The sequence below is a fragment of the Flavobacteriales bacterium genome (assembly GCA_016700415.1).
GTDB lineage: Bacteria > Bacteroidota > Bacteroidia > Flavobacteriales_F > PHOS-HE28 > PHOS-HE28.
The window spans coordinates 234,866-257,664 of record CP065018.1 but is presented as its reverse complement, the minus strand read 5'-3'; the positions used below and the strand labels follow the sequence as shown (position 1 = coordinate 257,664).

General features: G+C 58.7%; 14 protein-coding genes and 1 CRISPR repeat array. Of the genes, 9 read left to right on the top strand and 5 right to left on the bottom strand.

Going from position 1 to position 22,799, the window contains the following annotated elements; translation table 11 throughout:
- The 4 genes from IPP95_01030 to IPP95_01015 all read left to right on the top strand — a co-directional run bounded on the left by IPP95_01030 (nucleotide 1) and on the right by IPP95_01015 (nucleotide 4,320).
- Nucleotides 1–438 carry an SRPBCC domain-containing protein gene (locus IPP95_01030; GenBank protein ID QQS72850.1) on the top strand — a complete coding sequence of 146 codons (438 nt, stop codon included), beginning with the start codon at nucleotides 1–3 and terminating at the stop codon, nucleotides 436–438.
- Between the two features lie 75 nt (nucleotides 439–513).
- A complete protein-coding gene (locus tag IPP95_01025) occupies nucleotides 514–1,959 on the top strand; it encodes an LptF/LptG family permease (protein ID QQS72849.1) in 1,446 nt (481 codons plus the stop codon).
- Nucleotides 1,934–3,133, top strand: coding sequence for a glycosyltransferase (locus IPP95_01020; protein QQS72848.1), 1,200 nt, complete (start codon nucleotides 1,934–1,936; stop codon nucleotides 3,131–3,133). Before IPP95_01025 ends, IPP95_01020 begins: the two co-directional genes overlap by 26 nt.
- Complete coding sequence (locus tag IPP95_01015) at nucleotides 3,130–4,320, top strand: glycosyltransferase (protein QQS72847.1); 1,191 nt, start codon at nucleotides 3,130–3,132, stop codon at nucleotides 4,318–4,320. The genes IPP95_01020 and IPP95_01015 overlap by 4 nt, the downstream gene beginning before the upstream one ends.
- Before the next feature lie 216 nt (nucleotides 4,321–4,536).
- On the opposite strand, the gene IPP95_01010 is transcribed toward IPP95_01015, so the two are convergent.
- Complete coding sequence (locus IPP95_01010) at nucleotides 4,537–5,046, bottom strand: HIRAN domain-containing protein (protein ID QQS72846.1); 510 nt, start codon at nucleotides 5,044–5,046, stop codon at nucleotides 4,537–4,539.
- A 154-nt stretch (nucleotides 5,047–5,200) separates the two neighbouring features.
- Here IPP95_01010 and IPP95_01005 point away from each other — a divergent pair, with 154 nt between their 5' ends.
- On the top strand, nucleotides 5,201–9,382 hold the full coding sequence (locus IPP95_01005; GenBank protein ID QQS72845.1) for a hypothetical protein: 4,182 nt from the start codon (nucleotides 5,201–5,203) through the stop codon (nucleotides 9,380–9,382).
- Between the two features lie 26 nt (nucleotides 9,383–9,408).
- Here IPP95_01005 and IPP95_01000 read toward each other — a convergent pair whose 3' ends face one another.
- Genes IPP95_01000 through IPP95_00990 form a run of 3 tightly spaced genes read right to left on the bottom strand, consistent with a single transcriptional unit; the run spans nucleotide 9,409 to nucleotide 9,960 of the window.
- Complete coding sequence (locus IPP95_01000) at nucleotides 9,409–9,522, bottom strand: DUF86 domain-containing protein (protein ID QQS72844.1); 114 nt, start codon at nucleotides 9,520–9,522, stop codon at nucleotides 9,409–9,411.
- A complete protein-coding gene (locus IPP95_00995; GenBank protein ID QQS72843.1) occupies nucleotides 9,507–9,734 on the bottom strand; it encodes a hypothetical protein in 228 nt (75 codons plus the stop codon). The genes IPP95_01000 and IPP95_00995 overlap by 16 nt, the downstream gene beginning before the upstream one ends.
- On the bottom strand, nucleotides 9,706–9,960 hold the full coding sequence (locus IPP95_00990; GenBank protein QQS72842.1) for a nucleotidyltransferase domain-containing protein: 255 nt from the start codon (nucleotides 9,958–9,960) through the stop codon (nucleotides 9,706–9,708). The genes IPP95_00995 and IPP95_00990 overlap by 29 nt, the downstream gene beginning before the upstream one ends.
- Nucleotides 9,961–10,115: 155 nt before the next feature.
- Here IPP95_00990 and cas1 point away from each other — a divergent pair, with 155 nt between their 5' ends.
- From cas1 to IPP95_00975, 3 genes are all read left to right on the top strand, one after another.
- The gene (gene cas1, locus IPP95_00985; protein ID QQS72841.1) at nucleotides 10,116–11,000 is read left to right on the top strand and encodes a type II CRISPR-associated endonuclease Cas1; all 885 of its coding nucleotides are present in this window, start codon (nucleotides 10,116–10,118) and stop codon (nucleotides 10,998–11,000) included.
- 59 nt (nucleotides 11,001–11,059) lie between these two features.
- Nucleotides 11,060–11,365 carry a CRISPR-associated endonuclease Cas2 gene (cas2, locus tag IPP95_00980; protein QQS74160.1) on the top strand — a complete coding sequence of 102 codons (306 nt, stop codon included), beginning with the start codon at nucleotides 11,060–11,062 and terminating at the stop codon, nucleotides 11,363–11,365.
- 228 nt (nucleotides 11,366–11,593) lie between these two features.
- Nucleotides 11,594–15,376: direct repeats of the CRISPR family, unit length 36 nt; unit sequence GTTGTCAAAGATCGCGTTGCGGTATCAGATCACAGC.
- A 382-nt stretch (nucleotides 15,377–15,758) separates the two neighbouring features.
- Nucleotides 15,759–16,976 (top strand): bifunctional 3,4-dihydroxy-2-butanone-4-phosphate synthase/GTP cyclohydrolase II, encoded by a 1,218-nt coding sequence (locus IPP95_00975; protein QQS72840.1) that lies wholly within the window; start codon nucleotides 15,759–15,761, stop codon nucleotides 16,974–16,976.
- Nucleotides 16,977–17,209: 233 nt separating this feature from the next.
- Here IPP95_00975 and IPP95_00970 read toward each other — a convergent pair whose 3' ends face one another.
- Nucleotides 17,210–21,376 (bottom strand): translocation/assembly module TamB domain-containing protein, encoded by a 4,167-nt coding sequence (locus IPP95_00970; protein QQS72839.1) that lies wholly within the window; start codon nucleotides 21,374–21,376, stop codon nucleotides 17,210–17,212.
- Here IPP95_00970 and tsaD point away from each other — a divergent pair.
- Complete coding sequence (gene tsaD / locus IPP95_00965) at nucleotides 21,353–22,777, top strand: tRNA (adenosine(37)-N6)-threonylcarbamoyltransferase complex transferase subunit TsaD (GenBank protein ID QQS72838.1); 1,425 nt, start codon at nucleotides 21,353–21,355, stop codon at nucleotides 22,775–22,777. The genes IPP95_00970 and tsaD overlap by 24 nt on opposite strands.
- The last annotated feature ends 22 nt before the right edge of the window (nucleotides 22,778–22,799 follow it).

The following is a 22,799-nucleotide window of genomic DNA, read 5'->3' as shown; positions in this document are numbered from 1 at the left end:
GTGGCGCAGCTCCCGAAGAAGGAAGCGGCCCCGGTACGTCCGCCAAAATCGGCCCTGAAGCAGCGATACCAGCTTGAATTCTACCTGAACGCCTCCGTCGCATCGCTCTACGAACATATCAGCACGCCCAGTGGCTTCAGCAAATGGTTCTGCGATGACGTGAACGTCATTGACAGCATGTACACCTTCAAATGGGGAGAAGATACCGAGGTCGCGGAATGCCTGAACCAACGGTCCGGCGAGTACATCCGCTTTCGATGGGCGGACGACATGGACGAGGACCCGAACGCCTATTTTGAACTGCGCATCCGTATCGACGGCATGACCAATGAGACCTGCTTGGTGGTGACGGATCACGCGTGGCCTAGGGACCTGGAAGAGGAAAAGGCCCTCTGGGAATCGCAGATCCACACCCTTACCCGGGTCCTGGGCGCTTGATCCGTACTTCTTCGGACGCCGATGTTCAGCGTTCGACCTCAGCGCCATCGTTTTGGCGATCTTTGCATACCGCGCATGAAGCGTTTGCACCGCATGATCATCGGGGTCTATTGGGGACCTCTGCTCGTCACCTTCCTTATCGTGCTCTTCCTCTTCAGCATGCAATGGCTGTGGAAATGGGTGGACGACCTGATGGGAAAGGGCCTGCCGTGGGACGTGCTCACCAAACTGATCGCGTTCGCCACCTCTGCCTTCGTCCCTGCCGTGCTTCCTCTCGCGGTACTGCTCAGTTCCATTATGACCATGGGCGGGCTGGGCGAACGATCGGAGCTGACGCCGATGAGGTCCGCTGGCCTGGGATTGTTCAAGATAATGGCCCCCTTGGTGGTGTTCGTGGTCGGTCTCGCGGGGTTCTCGTTCTATTTCAGCAACAACGTATTGCCGGTGGCCAACCTGAAATTCCAAAGCCTGTTGTGGGACGTCACCCGCGCGAAACCGGCGCTGAACCTGAGACCGGGCGTCTTCTTCGGCGGGTTGGACGGCTTCTCCATCCGCGTGGGTGACAAGGACGACCGCACGGGAGAGTTGAAGGATGTGCTGATCTACGACCATCGCAAACCGTTCCAGGCGAACAAGACCGTTGTCCGCGCGGAGAAAGGGACCATGCGCCGCAGCACGGACGGTCATTACCTAGTGCTGGTGCTGGAGAATGGCAGGATCTATGATGAGCGATCGGACAATCCCGCACGGGCCAACGGGAGCTACCCGCTGCTTCGCGGCCGCTTCCAGCGGGAAGAGATCCGCCTCGACCTTTCCGGCATGGGCATGAAACGCACGGACGAGGACCTCTTCAAGGATCATTATAAAATGTTGACCCTTGGGCAGCTGCAGTATGCGGAGGACAGCTTGGCGAAGCGACTGGACACGCGAAAGAAGGAGCAGGAACAAAACCTGCGGAACGGGTTCCTCGTGACGCGTGACAGCACGACCGGGAGTGCCGCAATGGAACCCGGAGAAGGTGCCGGCCTCCTCGCCGCCGCACAGGAACGGAAGATCTGGTTCCAGACCGCCACCGACAAGGCGCGCAACACGATCAACGAACTGGGGCGATCCGTGGACGAGCGGCGGGACCGCACCGAACAGATCGCCAAGTTCCAGGTGGAATGGCACCGCAAGCTGATGCTCGCCTTCGCCTGCGTGATCTTCTTCTTCATCGGGGCACCCTTGGGCGCCATCGTGCGCAAAGGGGGCATGGGCGTGCCCACCGTGATCGCGATCATCTTCTTCCTCGTGTTCCATATCCTGAGCTATTCCACCGAGCAAATGGTGAAGGCCGGCACGCTTTCCGCATGGCCCGGCATGTGGATCAGTACCATGGTGCTGCTTCCCATCGGCATCTTCCTCACCTGGAAAGCGGCAACGGACAGCCCGTTGTTCGACCGCGATGCGTATGATCGCACGTGGAACCGTTTCCGATCGCTCCTCAAACCACGCCATGCGCATCCTCCAACTGTGCAATAAGCCCCCCTATCCGCCCCTCGATGGCGGGTCCAAGGCCATGCACAACATCACGCAGGGCCTGCTGGACGCGGGGCACCAGGTGAAGGTCCTGTGCATCAGCACCGCCAAGCACCCGTTGAAGGTCGCCTCAATACCCGACGAATACCGCGAGCGCACCCGTATCGAAGGCGTCTTCGTGGACACTTCGCTGAACGTGGTGGACGCGTTCACCGACCTGGTGACGGCGGACAACTACAACATCAGCCGTTTCTTTTCCCCGGACATGGACATCCGGCTGATCCAGCTGTTGTCCCAGGAGGAGTTCGACATCATCCACTTGGAAAGCCTTTTCGTAACGCCCTACATCCCCACGCTGCGCCGCTACTCCAAGGCGCGCATCGTGCTGCGGTCACACAACCTCGAACATGTGATCCAAGAGCGGATAGCCAAGGGGGAGCGCAACATCCTGAAGAAGCCCTACCGGAAATTCCTCGCCCGCCAGCTCAAGGAATATGAACGCGAGGTGCTGAAGCAGGTGGACGGAGTGGCCGCCATCACGGACGCCGACGCCCAACACATGAGGGAACATGGCTGCGAGACGCCCATCATCACCGTGCCTTTCGGAATCGACCCCGGCGATTACGAAGCACCCATGCCGCCCGGCAGGCCCATCTTCTTCCACTTGGGCAGTATGGACTGGATGCCCAATGAGGAAGGGATCCGCTGGCTCTTGCGCACCGTGTGGCCCCGTGTGATCAAAAAGCACCCGGAGGCCAAGCTGCACCTGGCCGGTAACCGCATGCCAAAGGACATGATCCGGGCCCGGCTGCCGGGCACCACCGTGGTGGGGCGCGTGCCGGACGCGAACCGCTACATCGCCCAACGGCATGTGATGCTCGTCCCTCTGTTTAGTGCGGGTGGCATGCGTGTGAAGATCATCGAGGGCATGGCCATGGGCAAGTGCATCATCAGCACCACTATCGGCGCGGAAGGCATCGACCATACCCCGGGAAAGAACATCCTGATCGCGGATACCGCCGCCGCCTTCACCGACCAGATCGACAAGGTGCTCGCGGAACCACAATTGGCCGATGCCATCGGGAAAGAAGCCTGGAAACTGGTACGCGCAAGGCACACCAATTCGGACATCATCAAGGAACTGGTGGCCTTCTACGCCTCTCTGGCAAAAACATGAGGCTGTTGGTAGTGCTTTCCCGTATGCCCTACCCGCTGGAAAAGGGCGACAAGCTGCGTGCCTACCACCTGATCAAGAGGCTGGCCAAACGCCATGAGATATACTTGTTCTGCCTGAGCGACCAGCACATCAAGCCTGAAGATGCGGAGCACCTGCGCAGCTTCTGCAAGCATCTGCAAGTGGTACACCTCCCCCGTTGGCGGATCCTGTTGCGCGCCGTCACCTCCGTTTTCTCCCGTCTCCCATTTCAAGTGAGCTACTTCCACCATCGGCATGCCCAACGAGCGATCGACAGCGTGATCAGGGACTTCCGGCCGGACCATGTGCTTTGCCAACTGGTCCGCACCACCGAGTATGTGCGGCACCGCTTTGACCTGGGCAAGACCTTGGACTATATGGACACCCTGAGCAAGGGCATGGAACGGCGCGCCGAGAACGCCCCGTTCCATCTGCGCCCGTTCTTTAAGACCGAGACGCGAAGACTGATCGGCTATGAAAACCTGATGCTCGACCTCTTCGACCACCATGCGATCATCAGCGCACAGGACCGCGACCTGCTTTACCACCCGCAACGGGACCAGGTGGAGGTGATCCCCAACGGTGTGGACACGGCCTATTTCACCCCGCGGGAGACCGAAAAAAAGCACGATCTGCTTTTCACCGGGAACATGAACTACCCGCCCAACATTGACAGTGTGCTCTTCCTCGTCCATCACGTGCTGCCATTGGTGCATGCGCAACGGCCGGGCACCACCCTGCTGATCGCCGGCGTGGACCCTGACCAGCGGGTGCGCGAGCTGGCCGTACGCGATACGCGGGTCACCGTGAGCGGCTGGGTGAAGGACATCCGCGATTCATACGCCTCTGCCCGGATATTCGTGGCCCCCATGCAGATCGGCACCGGCCTGCAGAACAAACTGCTCGAGGCCTTGGCCATGCGCATGCCCTGCGTCACCTCGGACCTGGCCAACAACGCCGTTGGTGCCGAGCCCGGAGCCTCCATCCTCATCGGCCACGATCCCCGCGACTATGCTGACCACATCTTACGCCTGTTGGACCATCCCGAGGAACGCGATCGCCTCGCGGCGAACGGGGAGCGCTTCGTACACCAGGCGTTCGACTGGGACCGGTCCACCGAGCGCTTGGACAGGCTGATGTTCCCGGCGCCTTTGCAAGAAAGTGTTTAGGATAGCATCAAGTGGGCCTGGCGGCTCCTTGGCTGTAGGTTACAAACTTCAGGCGCATTCGGCCTCTTGGTGCCCAGGTGCCTTGGCCCCTTGGCTTTTGGTGTAATCAGGCCCGGCATTCAGGTCTTCGGCCTCTTGGCATTCAAGCCGCATGCTTCAGGCTGTCGCCGCCATCACGGTCCGGCGAGGCCACGCCTGACAACGGACAACGGACAACTACCCGCCATACTCCGGCCGCAACTTATACCCCGCATCCGGCCGCTCCATGTAATCATTCAGGTATGCATCGAAGGAAGGTGTGGCCGGCACCAGCAGGTAGACCGAGATGAAGCATTGCTCCCACGGGGCCAGCTCCGGCGCGGTGTAGGCCACCTCCGCTTCCAACAGCAGGCCATGGTCCAGCATGGTGGCCAAGCTCACGTTCTCGCCCATGGGCAGGTAGCCCAGCTTCTGCCCTTCCCAATACACGGCCACCGCGTTGGTATCGTGTTCGTTCCCGTGTTCGCGCACCAGGTCCAGCGTGTCCTCTGCCTGCATCTTCTGTATCAGCGCCGGGCCGTTGTGGTACTGGAAGCCGCGCACAAATGCGCTGAACACAAAGACACCGTGGCAGTTCTGCGTCCACGCCAAACGGTCCTGCTCCGGCTTGGGCAGCATGGCCCACGGTGGCAGGGTGAGCAAGGCGGCTTTGCCCAGCATGTTGCGGAGGAAGGTGGAGCGGTCCATGGCGGGAAATGGGTGGCAATAAAAACAGAAAGGCCCCCACCGAAGCAGAGGCCAAGTTTTCACTGCGGCTTATAGCCTTACTGTGATCTGATGCTGCAAAGTAAATGAATTTCTACATTACAAACCGATTATTGACGGATAATCCACCAGCATTATGAAGCGGACACTTGGACTGGACCTTGGCACCAATAGCATTGGTTGGGCGATCATTACAGAAGTGAATGGAAAGAAATACATCAATGCGCATGACCCAGAAGAGAGCATCGGTCACAATCCGGTGCTGGCTGGATCGGTGATCTTCAGTGAAGGTGTTGCGAGGGTGAAAGGCCACGAGGTGCCCTCAGTGAGTACACGTACTGGAGCGAGGCGGACGAGGCGACTGTACATGCGCCGTCGCATGCGGAAGCAACGTTTGCTGGAGCACTTGATTAAAAATGGAATGTGCCCATTAAGCGAAGGCGGACTGCACCTATGGAAGAAGGAAGGCATCTACCCAAAAGAAGATGGCTTCACCTCTTGGTTCATGTTGAACCCTTACGAGTTGCGTGCGAAGGGACTACAAGAGAAACTGATGCCGTTGGAGTTGGGGCGCATCTTTTACCACATCGCGCAACGCCGAGGTTTCCGGAGCAATCGCAAGGGCGGTGACGGAGAGCAGAAGACCCTGCATGAAGGTTCACCTGATCGGGGTATCACGGGCTATGATGAGACGAAGAAGTTGATCGAGCGTTACGATACGCTCGGCAAGGCGGGCGCTGAACTGCATAAAACCCATACGCCGATCCGCAACCGCTATGTGATGCGCATTGACCTTGTCGATGAGTTCAACAAGCTGTGGGATGCACAGAAGGATTTTCACAAGGAACTGCTGTCCGATGCGCTGAAAGCGGAATTGGGAGATGGCAAGAACGGTGATCTGTTCTTCCAACGGGAACTGAAGGGCAAGAAGGGAGACGTCGGTCGCTGTACGTTGGAGCCCGGCAACAAGCGCGCACCCATGAGCAGCCCGATCGCGGAGGTGTTCAATGTGCTTCATGCCGTGAACAATATCAAGGTGAACGGGGAGAACCTGACTGAGGCCGGCCGCAAAGCCGTGCTACCGTGTTTCTTCCGCAAGAGCAGCCCCACCTTTCCTATTGGCGATGTGCGCAAAGCCTTGAAGAAGGCCAAGATCGAAGGTGAACTGAACTACGAAAAGTGGGAGATCCGCGCGGCCAAGGAGAACAAGGAGGTGAAGCTGACCGGGGCGCATACCATCGCGCATTTGGCAGCACTTTGGAACGTGGAAGGCGTGGATATTCTACGGGCGTACGGCCCCATGCGTACGGAGGATGAGGCCGAACGCAAGAAATGGGACGACCGATGGAATCTGATCCATCGCGAACAGAACGCTTGGGGCGAGATCAGTGAGCGCAAGGCGAAAGGACAATATGTGCGAAAAGCGGAGAGCAAATACGAGCAACGCGACCTGAAGGAGTACGCCAAGAACGTTTGGCACCTTACCGACGAACAGGTCAAGGACAGGAAGAACTTCGACCTGAAGCAGGGCTACCACAACCTGAGCGCGCGGGCTATGGGGCGCATCCTCCCCTACCTCTACCAAGGCATACCCTATCACGATGCCGTGCTGTTCGCGAACCTGCCCACAGTCTTCAAAGTGGTACACAAGAAACTGGATGCGAACGGGCGGCCGCTCACCGACAAGAACGGCGACTTCATAACTGAACTACGGACCGGCCCCAACGGAAAGCCTGAACCCTATGTGGACGATCGCTGGGCCGATATGAACGAAGACCAACGCGAGCGCATCCGCAATGGCATGCGTGAACAAGTAAAGGGTCAGCGACAATACAGCGTGGAAACGATCCTGCTCAACGGCCTGATCCGCAACTACCGCGACCAGTTCAATGATAAGGGCCGACGCCGGGACTTCTGGAACGGCGACTGGGACCAGCGGCTTGGCCTTGCCATCGACGAAGCCTTCTCCAACAGCCAAAAGCAGGAGATGGGCGACAGTGGTCGTGCGCAACTTGCGGCAAGCATCAAGGCCGCGTTCCTCCACCACATCGAGAGCCACGACAAGGTGCTCTTCGAGAAAGTGGCCTCAATGGAGGACCGCATCAAGTTCTGGTTGATCGATACATATCCGGAATACGAACTCGCCAAGACCATCGACAAGCGCGGGCTTAAGCGGCGCGTGGACCAACTCTACCACCACAGCGCCATAAGCATGTACCGCGAACGCGACGACCGGCTGGGCAGCCCGCTTACGCGCGGCATGAAGAATCCCATGGTATACCGTGCGCTGCACACACTGCGGAAACTGGTGAACGACATGATCTCACCGGACGACCCAGCAAAGAGGTTGATCGACAAGAAGACGGTGGTCCACATCGAAATGGCCCGGCAGCTGGACAGCGCCAACAAGCGGCGGGCTTGGGAGAACTACCAGGCCGAGATGAAGACCTACAACGAAGAGGCAGAGAAGGAACTCCGCGAACATTTCGAGGCGAGCGGTAACCCGCACAACCCCACCGATGACGAGATCGAACGCATGTGGCTCTACCAGGAGGCGCGGCACTTGTTCGGCGAAGCCAAATGCGTGTACACCGGCAAGCCGATCGGCGTAAACGACCTGTTCAATGGAAGCGTGGAGATAGAACACACCCTGCCACGGGGCAAGACGGCGGACAATAGCATGGCAAACAAGATGCTGTGCGACACGCGCTACAACCGCGATGTGAAGAAGGTGGGCTTGCCGGGATCACTGCCCAACTTCAGCATGCCGGCCCGCGCAGCGAACCGCGATTGTCCGGCGATCAATGACAGCACCAAGCCCATCTATGCGAAGTGGATGAAGTACAAACGCGAGGTGGAAGTGCTGCGCAACAAGAGCAAGTCGGCCACCACCAAGGAGCAAAAGGACAAGGCCATACAGAAGCGCTGGTATGCCCAGTTCTTCCGCAACTATTGGCGCACGAAGTACGAGCACTTGATGGCCGATGAGATCAAGCCGCGCTTCCTGAACCGGCAATTGGTGGCCACGGCGCAGATCACCAAGCTGGCGCGGAGCTACATGAACAGCTATTTCGAGAAGGTGGTGTGCTACAAGCCCGAAGCACTGAGCGCCTTCCGCAAGGAATGGATGGGCGAGAGCTTCGTGAAAGAGAAGGACCGCAGCAAGCACAGCCACCATGCGGTGGATGCCGCCGTGTGCGCCGCCGTTGACCGAAGTGTATTCGATGCACTTGCCCAGTACTATGAAGTACATGATTCGACCGACCCGACCGCTAGTTTTGACCATCCTTGGACCAGCTTTGGAACGGACATGCACAAGCTGCGCGATGGCGCGCTCATCTACCATGTGGACAAGGCGAGCATCGGGAGGCGAAGCACCTTCAACACCAAAATGAAACTGAAGGACGGCACCTGGAAGGAGGTGAAAGCCACAGGCGATACGGTGCGGGGTTCACTGCATGAAGACACCTTCTATGGCCGCATTAAGCACAAGAAAGTTGAAACCAAGTCCTACGAACTCCAGACTGTCATTCGTAAATCCCTATTGGGCGTTACTCAGTTCCCATTCACGGAAGCAGACAAGGCGAACGTAGTGGACCCAGCGATCAAGGCGCTGCTCGCTGACAAGGATCTGGACGAAATAAAGAAGAACGGCGGCTTTGATATGAACACCAAGAACGGCGATGCCTTCACGATACAGAAGATGAAGAAGGTGCGCGTGATGATCCAGAGCAGGGTGAAGAACCCGGTTGGCATTAAAGCCCACCGCGATCAATTGCCAGGCTTTGAACACAAGCACCAGTTGTGGGTTACGGGCGGGGGAAATCCCATAGCAGCAGTATATGCCGATGAACGCGGCCGACCATACGGCTACGTGTTCAGCCAGTTGGAACTGGCGCAATACGCGAAAACCGCGCAGTGCCATACTCGAGCATCACTTCCCCAGCTCATACCGCACACGCACCCTGAGCATCCTGAGTGGCAGGTCATCAAGCTCAGTGGTCGCCCCTTCATAGTCCATACCGGGCAAAAAGTGGTGATGTACAAGAGCGGGCCGGAAGAGATCATGCGGGACGATGCGGAGGACATGAACCGGCGCACTTACGTCATAGACGAGCTACAGGTGAATGGCAACAATATCCGCATGCTCATGACCAATGTGCTCGATGCGCGCGACCCGAAACTCATCCCAAAGGAAACAGAGAGTATATGGAATCCGGCCAACCCTCTCAAGAGGTTGCGCTTCGCTCTTTCAAAGCTCAAATGCCAGTTCGACGGCATCGACATCGACCTGAGCCCACTGCCAACAACGGTCTGACCATCGGGGAAGAGACAAAGGACGCTTCATCCCAACCGCTCCAGCGCGACCGCCTTCAGCGGAACCAAGTGTATGCGCACCACTTCCCACACGATCTTGCCATCCGCATTATCATAGGAGTGGATCAGGCGGTTGCGCATGCCCACGATCGGGCGCTGTCCACCTTCAGTACAGGATCCTGCTTAGTGAGCGTGACAATGGCCTCACCGATGATGGCCAAGCCGCGCTCAACGGCGCGCTTGGTCTTGACATCGCGGGTATAGCCGTTCAGCAAAACGATGCCAGCCACGAAGCCCTCGATCTCGGTGATCGCCGTGAGGATGTCAGACCAGAACTTGGCGCTTCGATCCATCGTAGATCAGCTTCTTGGTACGTTCGATCTCGGCACGCAAGTAAGGGTTGCGCAGGCTGCTTTCCGTTAGCAGGTCCACGGGCCGTTGGAAAAGGTCCTCCAAGCCGTTCCAGATATTGATGAGCATGCCTCCCGCCACTTCATCGGCGGCGTCCACCTCCACCAGCACGTCCACATCGCTCTCCGGGCCAAAAGTACCATGCACACTGCTGCCAAAGGCATACAATGCGACTGACCTGGTTCGCGGCCAGCAGGGCCCCGAAAGCGGCGCGGTCCCGGTCAATGAGTTCCTTTAGCATGAGCTCAAATGTAGACAGCCGTGCAGGTGCATATCACCTTGGCCCGATCCTTGGCAGGGGTCTGCCCGTATAAACCACCACCATGGTCGGACGCATCCTTCATTTCAGCCAGCCTTACCACCTCTCGGTGAAGCTGAGCCAGCTCGTGATCACCAACAAGGACACGGGCGAGGTCATCAACCGGCCCATAGAGGACACGGCCGTGCTGATGCTCGAACATTCACAGCTGACGTACACACATGCAGCCATGCAGGAACTGATGGCACACAATGTGGCCGTGGTATTCTGCGGTGCCGACTACCACCCTGCCGGACTGCTCCTCCCCCTCAGCGGAAATGTATTACAGCATCATCGCTTCCAAAGCCAGATCGGGGCAAGCCTACCGTTGACCAAACAATTGTGGCAGCAAACGGTAAAGGCCAAGATCCAGAACCAGGCTGCTTTGCTGGAAAGCCTTGGCAAAAGCGGACAGGCTCTTCGCCAAATGGCCGATGACGTGAAGAGCGGCGACAGCGAAAACCACGAGGCCCGAGCTGCCAAGGCCTATTGGGGCCAACTGTTCCTGACTGATTTCCGCCGAGAGCGGGAAGGTGCATGGCCCAATTCCGCATTGAATTACGGCTATGCCGTGCTTCGCGCAGCCACGGCAAGGGCCATCGTGGCCGCTGGCCTATTGCCCACACTGGGCATACACCACAGCAATAAGTACAATGCCTTCTGCCTGGCGGACGACCTGATGGAACCCTACCGGCCGTTCATCGATGCCGAGGTGGTGGAACTGCAACAACTTGGCATCGACGAGCTGAACAAGGCTGCCAAAGCTCAATTGATCGGCGCGGTGCTGGCCGATGTGAAACAGGATGGAAAAAAGGGTCCTATGATGGTGGCCTTGCACCGGACAGCGCAAAGTCTATTGGGCTGCTTCGATAAGCAAGGGCGGAAATTGAGCTATCCCCTGTTCAAATAAGCCCTATGAAAAGCCATCAGGGACGGAACACGCACTATTGCCTCAACGCCTATCGGATCATGTGGCTCTTTGTCTTCTTCGACCTCCCGACAAGCACGCGTGAATACAGGCGTGTCTATTCCGGTTTTCGGAAGCACATCATGGCGGATGGCTTTAACATGCTCCAATACAGTGTGTACACGCGCCATTGTGCCAGTCGGGAAAGCATGCATGTCCATATGAGGCGCGTCCAGAAATTCGTACCTAAGGAAGGACAGGTGACCATTCTACAGATCACGGACAAGCAGTACAGCGGGATGATCAATATCCTTGGCAGGGTCCGCGAAGCCCTTGCCCCTGCCCCGAGCCAATTGGAACTCTTCTAGGACAGGAAATTCGGGAAGGGTCCCGGAAGGCATGCCTTCCGGGACTTCTTTTCTTCCCACCACAACGGTCCCTTAACAGCTTGGTCCAGAGCGACTACGTGCCATTGGTGTTGTCAAAGATCGCGTTGCGGTATCGATCACAGCACCAGCTGCCGTTGTCAGAGCGTTGCGGTATCGGCCCCAGCCGCCGCGGGTTGTCAAAGATCGCGTTGCGGTATCGATCGCGCTGTTGTCAAAGATCGCGTTGCGGTATCGGATCGCGGCGAGCGTGCGGAAGGCGCGCGGCGCACGTTGTCAAAGATCGCGTTGCGGTATCGGATCAGAGCCTACGTGACACGCAGCGGCAGTTGTCAAAGATCGCGTTGCGGTATCAGATCACAGCCCTCCGTCGGCAGCGATACAAGGCCCACAGGTTGTCAAAAGATCGCGTTGCGGTATCAGATCACAGCTGCTGGTGATGAGATGCTCGCACCCCTGTAGTTGTCAAAGATCGCGTTGCGGTATCAGATCACAGCCGAAGTACGCATCGCCCTCGCGGCGGAATTGTTGTCAAAGATCGCGTTGCGGTATCAGATCACAGCCAGATCAGCCAGGAGCAGGTCCAAGGTGATGTTGTCAAAGATCGCGTTGCGGTATCAGATCACAGCCGAAGCCCCAATCGGTCCGTGGCCATCCCGAAGTTGTCAAAGATCGCGTTGCGGTATCAGATCACAGCGGCCATCGTTGGTGAAGTTGATGTCCATGGGTTGTCAAAGATCGCGTTGCGGTATCAGATCACAGCCACGGTGCTCCGGTACTTCCCCGGGCTAATGTTGTCAAAGATCGCGTTGCGGTATCAGATCACAGCCCCGCTCGATACGGATGGAGTTGAAGAGCAGTTGTCAAAGATCGCGTTGCGGTATCAGATCACAGCCGATGGCCAGACCTGCCCGGCCTGCGGGAGGTTGTCAAAGATCGCGTTGCGGTATCAGATCACAGCCCGTCCGCGCCGCGACCGGCGCGCGCGCGTGTTGTCAAAGATCGCGTTGCGGTATCAGATCACAGCTCGGGGCGGTGGCACGCTGCCGCCCTGCGTGTTGTCAAAGATCGCGTTGCGGTATCAGATCACAGCTGTGGTTTCTCGGTCCTTAGCGTCGGACCAGTTGTCAAAGATCGCGTTGCGGTATCAGATCACAGCCAGGATCGGCGGGATGCGCGGCTGCGCCTCGTTGTCAAAGATCGCGTTGCGGTATCAGATCACAGCCGCCGCGTCCGCCGCCGCGTACTGCGCCTCGTTGTCAAAGATCGCGTTGCGGTATCAGATCACAGCGGGAGACCATGTACGGCATCACCGTGGCCGGTTGTCAAAGATCGCGTTGCGGTATCAGATCACAGCCCAGAAAGCGCAGCAGGCGCGCCATGTCCGTTGTCAAAGATCGCGTTGCGGTATCAGATCACAGCGGCCGACCGACAAGCCCGAACAGCCCGCGCGTTGTCAAAGATCGCGTTGCGGTATCAGATCACAGCTGGACGAGAGCGGCAAGCTGGAGGACTACAGTTGTCAAAGATCGCGTTGCGGTATCAGATCACAGCTGGACACGTTATCGTGTGGGAGGACGCTGGGTTGTCAAAGATCGCGTTGCGGTATCAGATCACAGCCAGGCGGAGCGGATGCATGTGAATCAGCTAGTTGTCAAAGATCGCGTTGCGGTATCAGATCACAGCAGCAGATAGCAGAGCACTCATGCTTTGGTTGTTGTCAAAGATCGCGTTGCGGTATCAGATCACAGCCATACTGCCAGTGGACCGTCACCGTCTCCGGTTGTCAAAGATCGCGTTGCGGTATCAGATCACAGCTCACGGCACCGTACTGGACCAGGAGCGAGGGTTGTCAAAGATCGCGTTGCGGTATCAGATCACAGCTCCGGTCAACGTGCAGCCCCATGGGCCTGTGTTGTCAAAGATCGCGTTGCGGTATCAGATCACAGCCTTGCGCCGGTGACGGCGACCCAACTCAGAGTTGTCAAAGATCGCGTTGCGGTATCAGATCACAGCCGAGTGGTCCTATTCATTCGACGCCCCGCAGTTGTCAAAGATCGCGTTGCGGTATCAGATCACAGCTGGTAAGACCAGCCTCCATGGCGGGCGTTGTTGTCAAAGATCGCGTTGCGGTATCAGATCACAGCTACCGTGCTGTTAGGGGCTGGCCTACCCCCGTTGTCAAAGATCGCGTTGCGGTATCAGATCACAGCTAAGGTCGTGCTGCGTGCAATGGGCTTCGAGTTGTCAAAGATCGCGTTGCGGTATCAGATCACAGCGCGGAGCGCGGGCGCTGCATGTCGCCGTGGGTTGTCAAAGATCGCGTTGCGGTATCAGATCACAGCACAAAGTGGCTGAGATGCCAGACGGTGTATGTTGTCAAAGATCGCGTTGCGGTATCAGATCACAGCCCGCAGAAGAGAGGCACAACGATGCGATACGTTGTCAAAGATCGCGTTGCGGTATCAGATCACAGCAATGCCGCTGCCCTCGAAGCCGTAGCCGTGGTTGTCAAAGATCGCGTTGCGGTATCAGATCACAGCGCTTCATCTTGCCGTTGGCCTTGTTCCACAGTTGTCAAAGATCGCGTTGCGGTATCAGATCACAGCGGCGCTGGGCATGCGTGTGCCTTGCCCCATGTTGTCAAAGATCGCGTTGCGGTATCAGATCACAGCTACAAGACCGCAGTGGCCACGAACCAAGTGGTTGTCAAAGATCGCGTTGCGGTATCAGATCACAGCATCAACTGCATGGGGAACAGCGCGGCATCGGTTGTCAAAGATCGCGTTGCGGTATCAGATCACAGCCTGAAACATCGCCGAGCAATGCGGATGAATGTTGTCAAAGATCGCGTTGCGGTATCAGATCACAGCTCGCGCACCGGTCAGGTCCGAGACATAAAGTTGTCAAAGATCGCGTTGCGGTATCAGATCACAGCTGAACGAGGTGAAGTCATTCACATCCTGATGTTGTCAAAGATCGCGTTGCGGTATCAGATCACAGCTAGCATCAGCCAAGTGTAAACGATGATAATGTTGTCAAAGATCGCGTTGCGGTATCAGATCACAGCCTACCTCACCGAAGACCCCGTGGACCCGCCGTTGTCAAAGATCGCGTTGCGGTATCAGATCACAGCTGCTTTCCGTCAATTGGCTCCATTGATGAAGTTGTCAAAGATCGCGTTGCGGTATCAGATCACAGCTGCCGCTCTTGCTGGGGCTGATGCCGTGGAGTTGTCAAAGATCGCGTTGCGGTATCAGATCACAGCCAGGTCTGGGAAAGCGTGTACAGTGGAAGGGTTGTCAAAGATCGCGTTGCGGTATCAGATCACAGCCCATTTCTCCACGGGGACCGGCTGAAGGTCGTTGTCAAAGATCGCGTTGCGGTATCAGATCACAGCTGGACATTTTTGCAAGCATGGCCGCGCCTGTTGTCAAAGATCGCGTTGCGGTATCAGATCACAGCCACCACCGGTTGAACCGCCCGCATACCCCGGTTGTCAAAGATCGCGTTGCGGTATCAGATCACAGCCATCACTCAACACAAAGCATAGAGCAGTCGGTTGTCAAAGATCGCGTTGCGGTATCAGATCACAGCTTCACGAGCGAGAATACTAAATGAAGGAAGGTTGTCAAAGATCGCGTTGCGGTATCAGATCACAGCGTAGAGGCGGTCGGTCGCCGCTTGCATCGTGTTGTCAAAGATCGCGTTGCGGTATCAGATCACAGCTTGAACCGTGCGCAGAGGTTGTCGCCGTAGGTTGTCAAAGATCGCGTTGCGGTATCAGATCACAGCGAAGTGGCGCGTGCGTCCATCCTCGACGGCGTTGTCAAAGATCGCGTTGCGGTATCAGATCACAGCACGGTTTATGAGCGCAGCAAAGAGGCCTTCGTTGTCAAAGATCGCGTTGCGGTATCAGATCACAGCTTTGGCGGGTCTGTAGTTCGCTGATGTCACGTTGTCAAAGATCGCGTTGCGGTATCAGATCACAGAATGAGCTGGCCACTCGGACCCCAAGATCAGGCTTCCGCCTGATCTTGGGGGGCCAACCGGCCAACTCAGCCTGCGGCGCTGGCATATAGGTTTTCAGGACCGCGCTCCGCGCGGCAGATACCGCTCTATCATAGTTTTCGCACGAGCGTCCACGCTCGTGCGCTTGAGCACCCGGTCCAACTTTCAGAAGAGGCACGAGCGCGGATGCTCGCACCAGTAAAAGAGCAGTCTTGATCTTATCCATGCGTATCCGTGCCCAGCAGCCTGCCCCGGCGAAAGCCGGGGTGGTTCATTCGCATTCACCCACAAGCACGCCGGCCCGCCGTATCGTAAATTTGCACCCGCGCTACAAGTATGGACTTATGTCAGCGCGCTATCCACTATGAACACCTCCCCATTCGACAGCATTGAAAGTGCCATTGCCGACATCCGCGCGGGCAAGCTCGTGATCGTGGTGGACGACGAGGACCGCGAGAACGAAGGCGACTTTATCACCGCCGCGCGGAACGCCACACCGGAAGTGGTGAACTTCATGGCCACCCATGGACGCGGTCTTATTTGCACACCGCTCACTGAAGAGCGCTGTGATGAACTGGGACTGGACCTGATGGTGCAGGACAACACAGCTTTGCACGAGACCCCCTTCACCGTGAGCATCGACCTGCGCGGCCATGGCACCACCACCGGCATCAGCGCCAGCGACCGCAGCAAGACCATTCTTTCCCTGATCGACCCGGTCACCAAGCCTTCCGACCTCGGCAGGCCGGGCCACATCTTCCCGCTCAAGGCCCGCAACGGAGGCGTGCTCCGGCGCACGGGGCATACCGAGGCCACGGTGGACCTCGCCCGGCTCGCCGGCATGGAGCCCGCCGGGGTGCTGGTGGAGATCATGAACGCCGACGGTACCATGGCCCGTCTTCCGCAATTGCGCGAGGTGGCGAAGCGGTTCGACCTGAAGTTGATCAGCATCGAGGACCTGGTGGCGTACCGCATGCGCACGGAGCGTTCGGTGGAACGTGTCGTGGAGGTGAACATGCCCACGGACTTCGGGGATTTCCACCTGATCGCGTACAGGGGGAAGGACACCGGGGAGGAACATCTCGCCTTGGTAAAAGGGACTTGGGAAAAGGACGAACCGGTGCTGGTCCGTATGCACAGCAGTTGCCTCACCGGCGACATCTTCGGGAGCCGCCGCTGTGATTGCGGCCCCCAGCTCCACGCGGCCATGGAGATGGTGCAGCGCGACGGCAAGGGCGTGGTGGTGTACATGCAGCAGGAAGGTCGCGGCATCGGGCTGCTCAACAAGTTGAAAGCCTACAAGCTACAGGAAGAAGGCGCCGACACCGTGGAGGCGAACCTCATGCTCGGCTTCGACATGGACGCCCGCGACTACGGTGTGGGCGCGCAGATCCTGCATGACCTCGGTGTACGGCGGATGCGTCTGCTCACCAACAACCCGAAGAAGCGCACCGGTCTGGTGGGCTACGGCTTGGAGATCACCGAGAACATCCCCATCCAGATCGTGCCCAACGAGCACAACCACAAGTACCTGCTCACCAAGAAGCTGAAGATGGGCCACCACCTGGACCTGGAAGGTTGATCGTCGGACCGCCGAGGAAGAGAACCGCAGATGTCGCAGATGGACGCAGATGTGTCTTCTGGATGGAGAGCATGCGGCTGCCGAGGAAGAGAACCGCGGATGTCACAGATCACGCAGAAGTTCGGCTGCGCGGAAGAAGCCAAGTATCGTCCTCAGAAGTCGGAGGTCCGATCGGTATCGGACAGCATTATCCGTGGCATCTGCGACATCTGCGGATAAACCTTTGTGAGGAACTACTTCTTGTCCTTCTTCCGGAACACCGTCGTCACCTTGCGGAAGAATTCACCCAACGTGTCGAACTCCTCGCGATAGGCCAGGCCCGCGCCCTGGGTGGTCTGCGCCTGGTCCACTTGGTTCAAATTGCGGTCGTTGCTCTGGCTGAACGCCTTGAAGCGCAACTTACCGTCCTGGGTAAGGCTGTACTCGGCGGAAAAATCGCCAATGACGGTGTTGGAACCCTGTTGCGTTCCTCCTGCACCGTAGGCCACGCCCACGTTCGTGTTCAGTTGTAGCCGGTCGTTGAAGATGGCCGTGCTGACCGCCAGTTCAACCTCATCCTGTGAGATCACATCGCCCGTACGCCAGTTCACGCCCAGATCGAAGTTGCTGCTGAAGGAGCTGAGCCAGTTGCTCAACTGGTTGCTGAGGAGCTCGGTGCCCGTGGCCGCGGTCGCACCGCCCAGTCCGCTGTTGTCCGAAGGCCCTCCCGTGGCATCGCTGGGCAGGAAGCGGTTCAGGACGATCAAGGAGAAAACCTGCTTGTTCATGTCGTCCGGTGTGGCCAAGGCGCTGTTCACCTGGGTGCGCACGCCCTCGTCCACCGAAGGCAGCCTCACATCGAATCCGATCTCCGGGTTCATCAGGTTCTGTGACAAGTGCATGAGCACTTCCACGGGGAAGCGCTTCTTGTAGGCCTCGGTGCGAAGGGCCGGCGGGATCACGTCATAGAGGCTGGCACGGAGCCGGTACACCGCATCCACATCGATAATGGCGTTGAAGGGGTCGCCGTACCAAGTGATGTGCCCCCCGGGCTCCACGCCGAAGCGCTTGTTCACCAGATTGCGCAACGTGAAGAGGTAATCCCCGTCCACCAGTTCCACGTCGCCCTTCATGCTGAAATCGCCCGAGGGGGTCACCGCCATGGCGATGTTGCCGTTGCCCCGCCCGCGCATGATATCCCCCACCGTGGGATCGAAGATCAGCTCGAAGCGTGCATCCGGGGTCACCGCCACTTTCATGTCCAGCCGGATCCCGCTGAGGTCCACCGCCTGGTCGCTCTGTTCCGCTGAGATGCCATTGCCGGTGAAGCGGACGAAGGAGATGCCGCCCACTTCCTGGCTGGCCCCCAACGGGAAATGGATGTCCGTGCCCGGCCCTGTGGCTGCGTCCACGTTGATCTCCAGGTTGTCCGCATAACCGCTGATGCCCAGGATCCCCATCGCATAGGCCTTCCCATAGTACAGCTCGTTCCGGCGCGCATCGGTGTCCAGCACTTTCATATTGTCCACGTCCATGCTCACGTCGAAGTTCCAGTCCTTCAGCCCGTGGTGGATGATGGTTCCGTTGGCGGTCGCCGTGTGGCCTTCATCGTCATGCAACAGCACTTGGTCCAATGCGAACATGTCCGGCTTGATGTCAACCTTGTGCGAGAAGCTGTAGAAGGTGTTCAGGTAGTTGACGCGGAGGCCGGCATTCTCCAGCGTGGCCGAGCCATTGATCTGCGGGTCATTGAGCTTTCCGGTGATATCGACCACACCGGTGACCTTTCCTTGTATCTCACTGATCGCCTCCGGCAGATAGGGATCGATGAAGCGCAGGTCGAACCGGTCCATGCGCAATTTCAGGTCGAGTTCCTGGTCCTTGCCGGGATTGACCTTCCCCGAAAAATCAAAGGCCCGCAAGGTGTCCCGTTGCAATGACCCATTTACGTCAATGGCATCCCCGCCCTCGTTGTAGGTGGCGGCCAGACGCAGATCGCCCACGGGCTTGTCCGCTATGGCCAAACTGTCCACGCACAGGTAGCTCAGCAGGTAAGGTTTCCCGTACAGGTCGAAGATCCGCCCGTCGCCGCTGATGGCCCCATGCACCACCGGGCCATCGTAAAGGGGCTTCAGGTTCTCGGAACGCACGTCCTGAAGTTCAAACGAGAGCGCTTGGCCGGGATCGCGCCCAATGGTGCCACCGAGCCGAACGGCCTGAACTTGGTTCAACATCAGCAGGGTGTCGATCGTGATCGTGCTGCTGTCCACTTGGATGTGCGCCGTGCGTTCATTGTGCCAAATACCCTGGCCCAGGTCCACGCTGCTCGGTTCAATGTCGATCAATACGGACGCGGGTCCCTTGACCAATGCGTTCAGGTTCACCGTGCCGCTCGCCACGCTGTCCTCGCCGGCCCAATCCGCGCGTAAGCGTATTTCATCCTGGTAAGCCGTCCCGGTGATGTACAGGTCACTGAGGGTGACACTGCTGTCCTTCCGTATCTTGCCATTGCCCTTGATACTGAAGGCGACCAGGTCCATGGTCTTGCCCAAGGTGATGTCCAGTGAATCACCCGAGTAGCCCATGTAGCCGATGGTCGGCAGGTGCGCGTCCAGGCCCAGGTCGAAGGTCCGGCTGTTGAACCTGCCGGTGGCGTGGGTGCCCGCCGCAAGGTCCAGGCCCGGCACTACCAGCTCCAGCAGGGATCGCGCCTCCTTCAAGGTGGCGTCGAAGGTGAAGTTCTGGTCCTCTTGGTCGTATTTCACCTGCTCCTGCATCGAAGGGAAGATGCTGAAGATCACGCTTTGGAAGGCCCCGGGCAGCAATGTCGGATAGAAAGGGCCGCTGATCATCGCATCCGCCACGGTGCTTTCCAATTTCACCATAGGCACACCCTTGTCGCGCCATGCGTCCAGTGCGATGTCACCGAGGTGCAGATCGATGGAATCCTCACAGTAGCTCACCTCCCGCAGCCTGATCTTCCCTTGCAGGCTGTCCGGAGCGAGCTGGCCTTTGGCATTGATCTGCATGGCCACGTCGCTGTACCCGTCCCCACCGATGAGGCCCAGCGCACGCAGGTCCATCCGGCGAACATCCGCTGTGAAGTCCACGTCCGGCCACCTGCCGCGAAGGTCCGCCAGGCCATTGAAATCCAAGTTGAGCTTGGGGTCGCGACAGTGCAGCTCGCCGTTGAAGAGGTTCTTTTCGAGCTTTCCGTTCAGGGTGATCCCGCCGATCGTGTAGTGCGCCAAGCCCAGCTCGGGCACAGTCCCTTCGATCTCCGCCTCCATGGTGTTGAGGTCCCTTCCCCGGGCTGCGACCTTGGTATCCAAGGCGATCCGGCCCACCGCTTTGCTCTGTAATACCTTCCCGAGATCGAAGCCGTCCGTGGCCAACTTTCCGCGCAGCTCGAAATATTTGGTCACCGTATCCCGCTCGAAGGAGATGTCACTGCGCAACGTTCCCGCCTCGGTGGTCGCGCTTCCATAGGTGGTGAAGGAGTTGATGAAGCCCGTGAAGTTCCCGCTGAACGACAAGCGCCCAAGCCGCTCCACCTCAGGAGGGAGGACCAAGGTGGCCTTCGACGTGAACGGAGGAACGGGCAACAAGGAGAGATCACCGGGGTCCGTGCGGATACTGCTCGCATCGAGCACGATGAAGGTGTTCGGGAAATCGGGAAGGCCCGTCATTTCGATGTCTCCCCGGAATATGGAACGCTTCCCGAAGTACAGGTCCATGTCCCGCCCTTTCAGCTCGTTCACCCGCCCTTGTACCTTGCCGCTCACGGCGACCAGATAATCCACGCCCTCAAGGTCCGGTGCGAAAAGTGCCACATCGGCGAACTGCAACCGGGAACTGTCCAAGCGCGCCGACATGAACACTTTGGTATTGTAGTACTCGAATTCGGCAAGGCTCTTCGAGCGCAGGTCGATATCCCCGCGGATGTCGCTGCCCGTGCTGCCCGGATGTTGGCCACCTGTGATCAAGTGCAACCGGTCCACCTTGATCCCCCGCGGGGCCACCCGTGCCGAACCGGCCAACTGCTTGATCACCAAGCCGCTCTGCTCCGTCAGTGCAAGTTGGTCGAACCGGAAAAGGATCGAATCGCCCGCTAGCAGAAAATCCCGGCCGATGATGTTGGCGTCAGGGATGTCCACGTGGCTCACGTCCACCCCGAAGGGCAGCCGGGCGTGATGGCCGTCATGGTGGCTGAAATGCAGGTCTCGGATGTCCACTTGGGCGACACGGACAGACCACGGTGCAGAGGTGGTGGTGTCGCTTCCGGAGGGCGAGGAGAGCTTTTCCAACAGGTTGGTCAGGTTGCTGTGCGGGTCGTCAGCCGCCCTGGCCAAGGCAAATCGCGAGCGGTGCAGCTCCACACGCTTGGCCTCCAGCACATGGGCATCCGGGTGGATCCTCAATCCGCGGACCCAGATCTCATCCGCCGCCACCAAGGTGTCGCCGTTCAGGTCCGCAATAAAGACCCCGTGCAAGCGGTTCGCCCCGAAGAGCCGCAACTCCACGCGCCCGATGCGCAGCTCGGCACCCAATTCCGCACTGAGGGTCGTACTGAGCTGCTGGGCCAGGTAGGTCTGCACCGCCGGGGTCATCAACGCCCCGACCACGGAGACCACCAGAATAAACAGCACCGCAAGCACACGGAACACCCTGCGCCCAGTGCGCCACGGCCGTACCCGCTTCACTTTCCTTTGTGCCATCCCTGCTTAGCTTCGGACCTTCGTAGTGTGCTGTACACTATCAAGCATCAGGCCCGATCGGCCAAATTAACCCCGCTCTTGCCCCAGCCCGTGCATCAGGTCATTCTCGGCATCGAAAGTTCGTGTGATGAGACCGCGGCCGCCGTATTGGTGGACGGTGAGCTCCGCTCCAACGTGGTGGCCTCCCAGGAGGTTCATGCCAAGTGGGGCGGCGTGGTGCCTGAGCTGGCCAGCCGGGCCCATCAGGAGCACATCGTACCGGTGGTCCGCGAGGCCTTGGACACAGCAGGCATCGCGAAGGAGGATCTTTCCGCCGTGGCGTTCACCAACGGACCGGGCCTGATCGGCGCCTTGCTCGTGGGTTCCTGCTTCGCACGGTCCTTGGCGCAGGCGCTGAACATCCCCTTGTTGGCGGTAAACCATGTACAGGCCCACGTGATGGCACATTTCATCCGGGACGGCCAGGACCGGCCCATGCCCGCCTTCCCCTTTCTGAACCTCACCGTGAGCGGCGGTCACACGCAATTGGTGCTGGTCCGTTCCCCGTTGGACATGGAGATCATCGGCACCACGCTGGACGACGCGGCCGGCGAGGCTTTCGACAAGGGCGCCAAGGTGCTGGGCCTCCCCTATCCCGGCGGCCCCTTGGTGGACCTTCATGCCCGCACCGGTGATCCGCACCGCTTTGCCCTGCCCAAGCCGGCGATCACCGGGCTGGACCTCAGTTTCAGCGGGATCAAGACCGCCTTTGTTGCGATGGTGCAGCGCGGGGAGCAAAAACAACCCGGCTTCGCGAAGGCCGAACGTGACGATCTCTGTGCCTCTTTGCAGAACGCCATCATCGACCACCTCATGGCCAAGACACGCCGCGCCATCCGCCTGCACGAGGTGGACCGCGTAGGCATTGCTGGCGGAGTGGCGGCCAACAGCGGGCTGCGGGCCCGGTTGAAAGAGCTCGGCGAGAAGGAGAATGTGGAGGTGTTCATCCCGCCCTTCTCCTACTGCACGGACAACGCGGCCATGATCGCCATGGCCGGACTGCATTTGCTCGAAGCTGGACGCCTTGCCCCATTGGACATGGTGCCCCTGCCACGCACACATTGATACAGCCACGCCGACAAGGCTA

Coding starts and splice junctions, on each gene's coding strand:
- IPP95_01000 (QQS72844.1), bottom strand. CDS start 9,522: ATGCGCAACCGCCTGATCCACTCCTATGATAATGCGGATGGCAAGATC.
- IPP95_01020 (QQS72848.1), top strand. CDS start 1,934: ATGCGCATCCTCCAACTGTGCAATAAGCCCCCCTATCCGCCCCTCGAT.
- IPP95_01005 (QQS72845.1), top strand. CDS start 5,201: ATGAAGCGGACACTTGGACTGGACCTTGGCACCAATAGCATTGGTTGG.
- IPP95_01015 (QQS72847.1), top strand. CDS start 3,130: ATGAGGCTGTTGGTAGTGCTTTCCCGTATGCCCTACCCGCTGGAAAAG.
- IPP95_00995 (QQS72843.1), bottom strand. CDS start 9,734: ATGGATCGAAGCGCCAAGTTCTGGTCTGACATCCTCACGGCGATCACC.
- cas2 (QQS74160.1), top strand. CDS start 11,060: ATGTGGCTCTTTGTCTTCTTCGACCTCCCGACAAGCACGCGTGAATAC.
- IPP95_01010 (QQS72846.1), bottom strand. CDS start 5,046: ATGGACCGCTCCACCTTCCTCCGCAACATGCTGGGCAAAGCCGCCTTG.
- IPP95_01025 (QQS72849.1), top strand. CDS start 514: ATGAAGCGTTTGCACCGCATGATCATCGGGGTCTATTGGGGACCTCTG.
- tsaD (QQS72838.1), top strand. CDS start 21,353: ATGGGCATCCGGGTGGATCCTCAATCCGCGGACCCAGATCTCATCCGC.
- cas1 (QQS72841.1), top strand. CDS start 10,116: ATGGTCGGACGCATCCTTCATTTCAGCCAGCCTTACCACCTCTCGGTG.
- IPP95_00975 (QQS72840.1), top strand. CDS start 15,759: ATGAACACCTCCCCATTCGACAGCATTGAAAGTGCCATTGCCGACATC.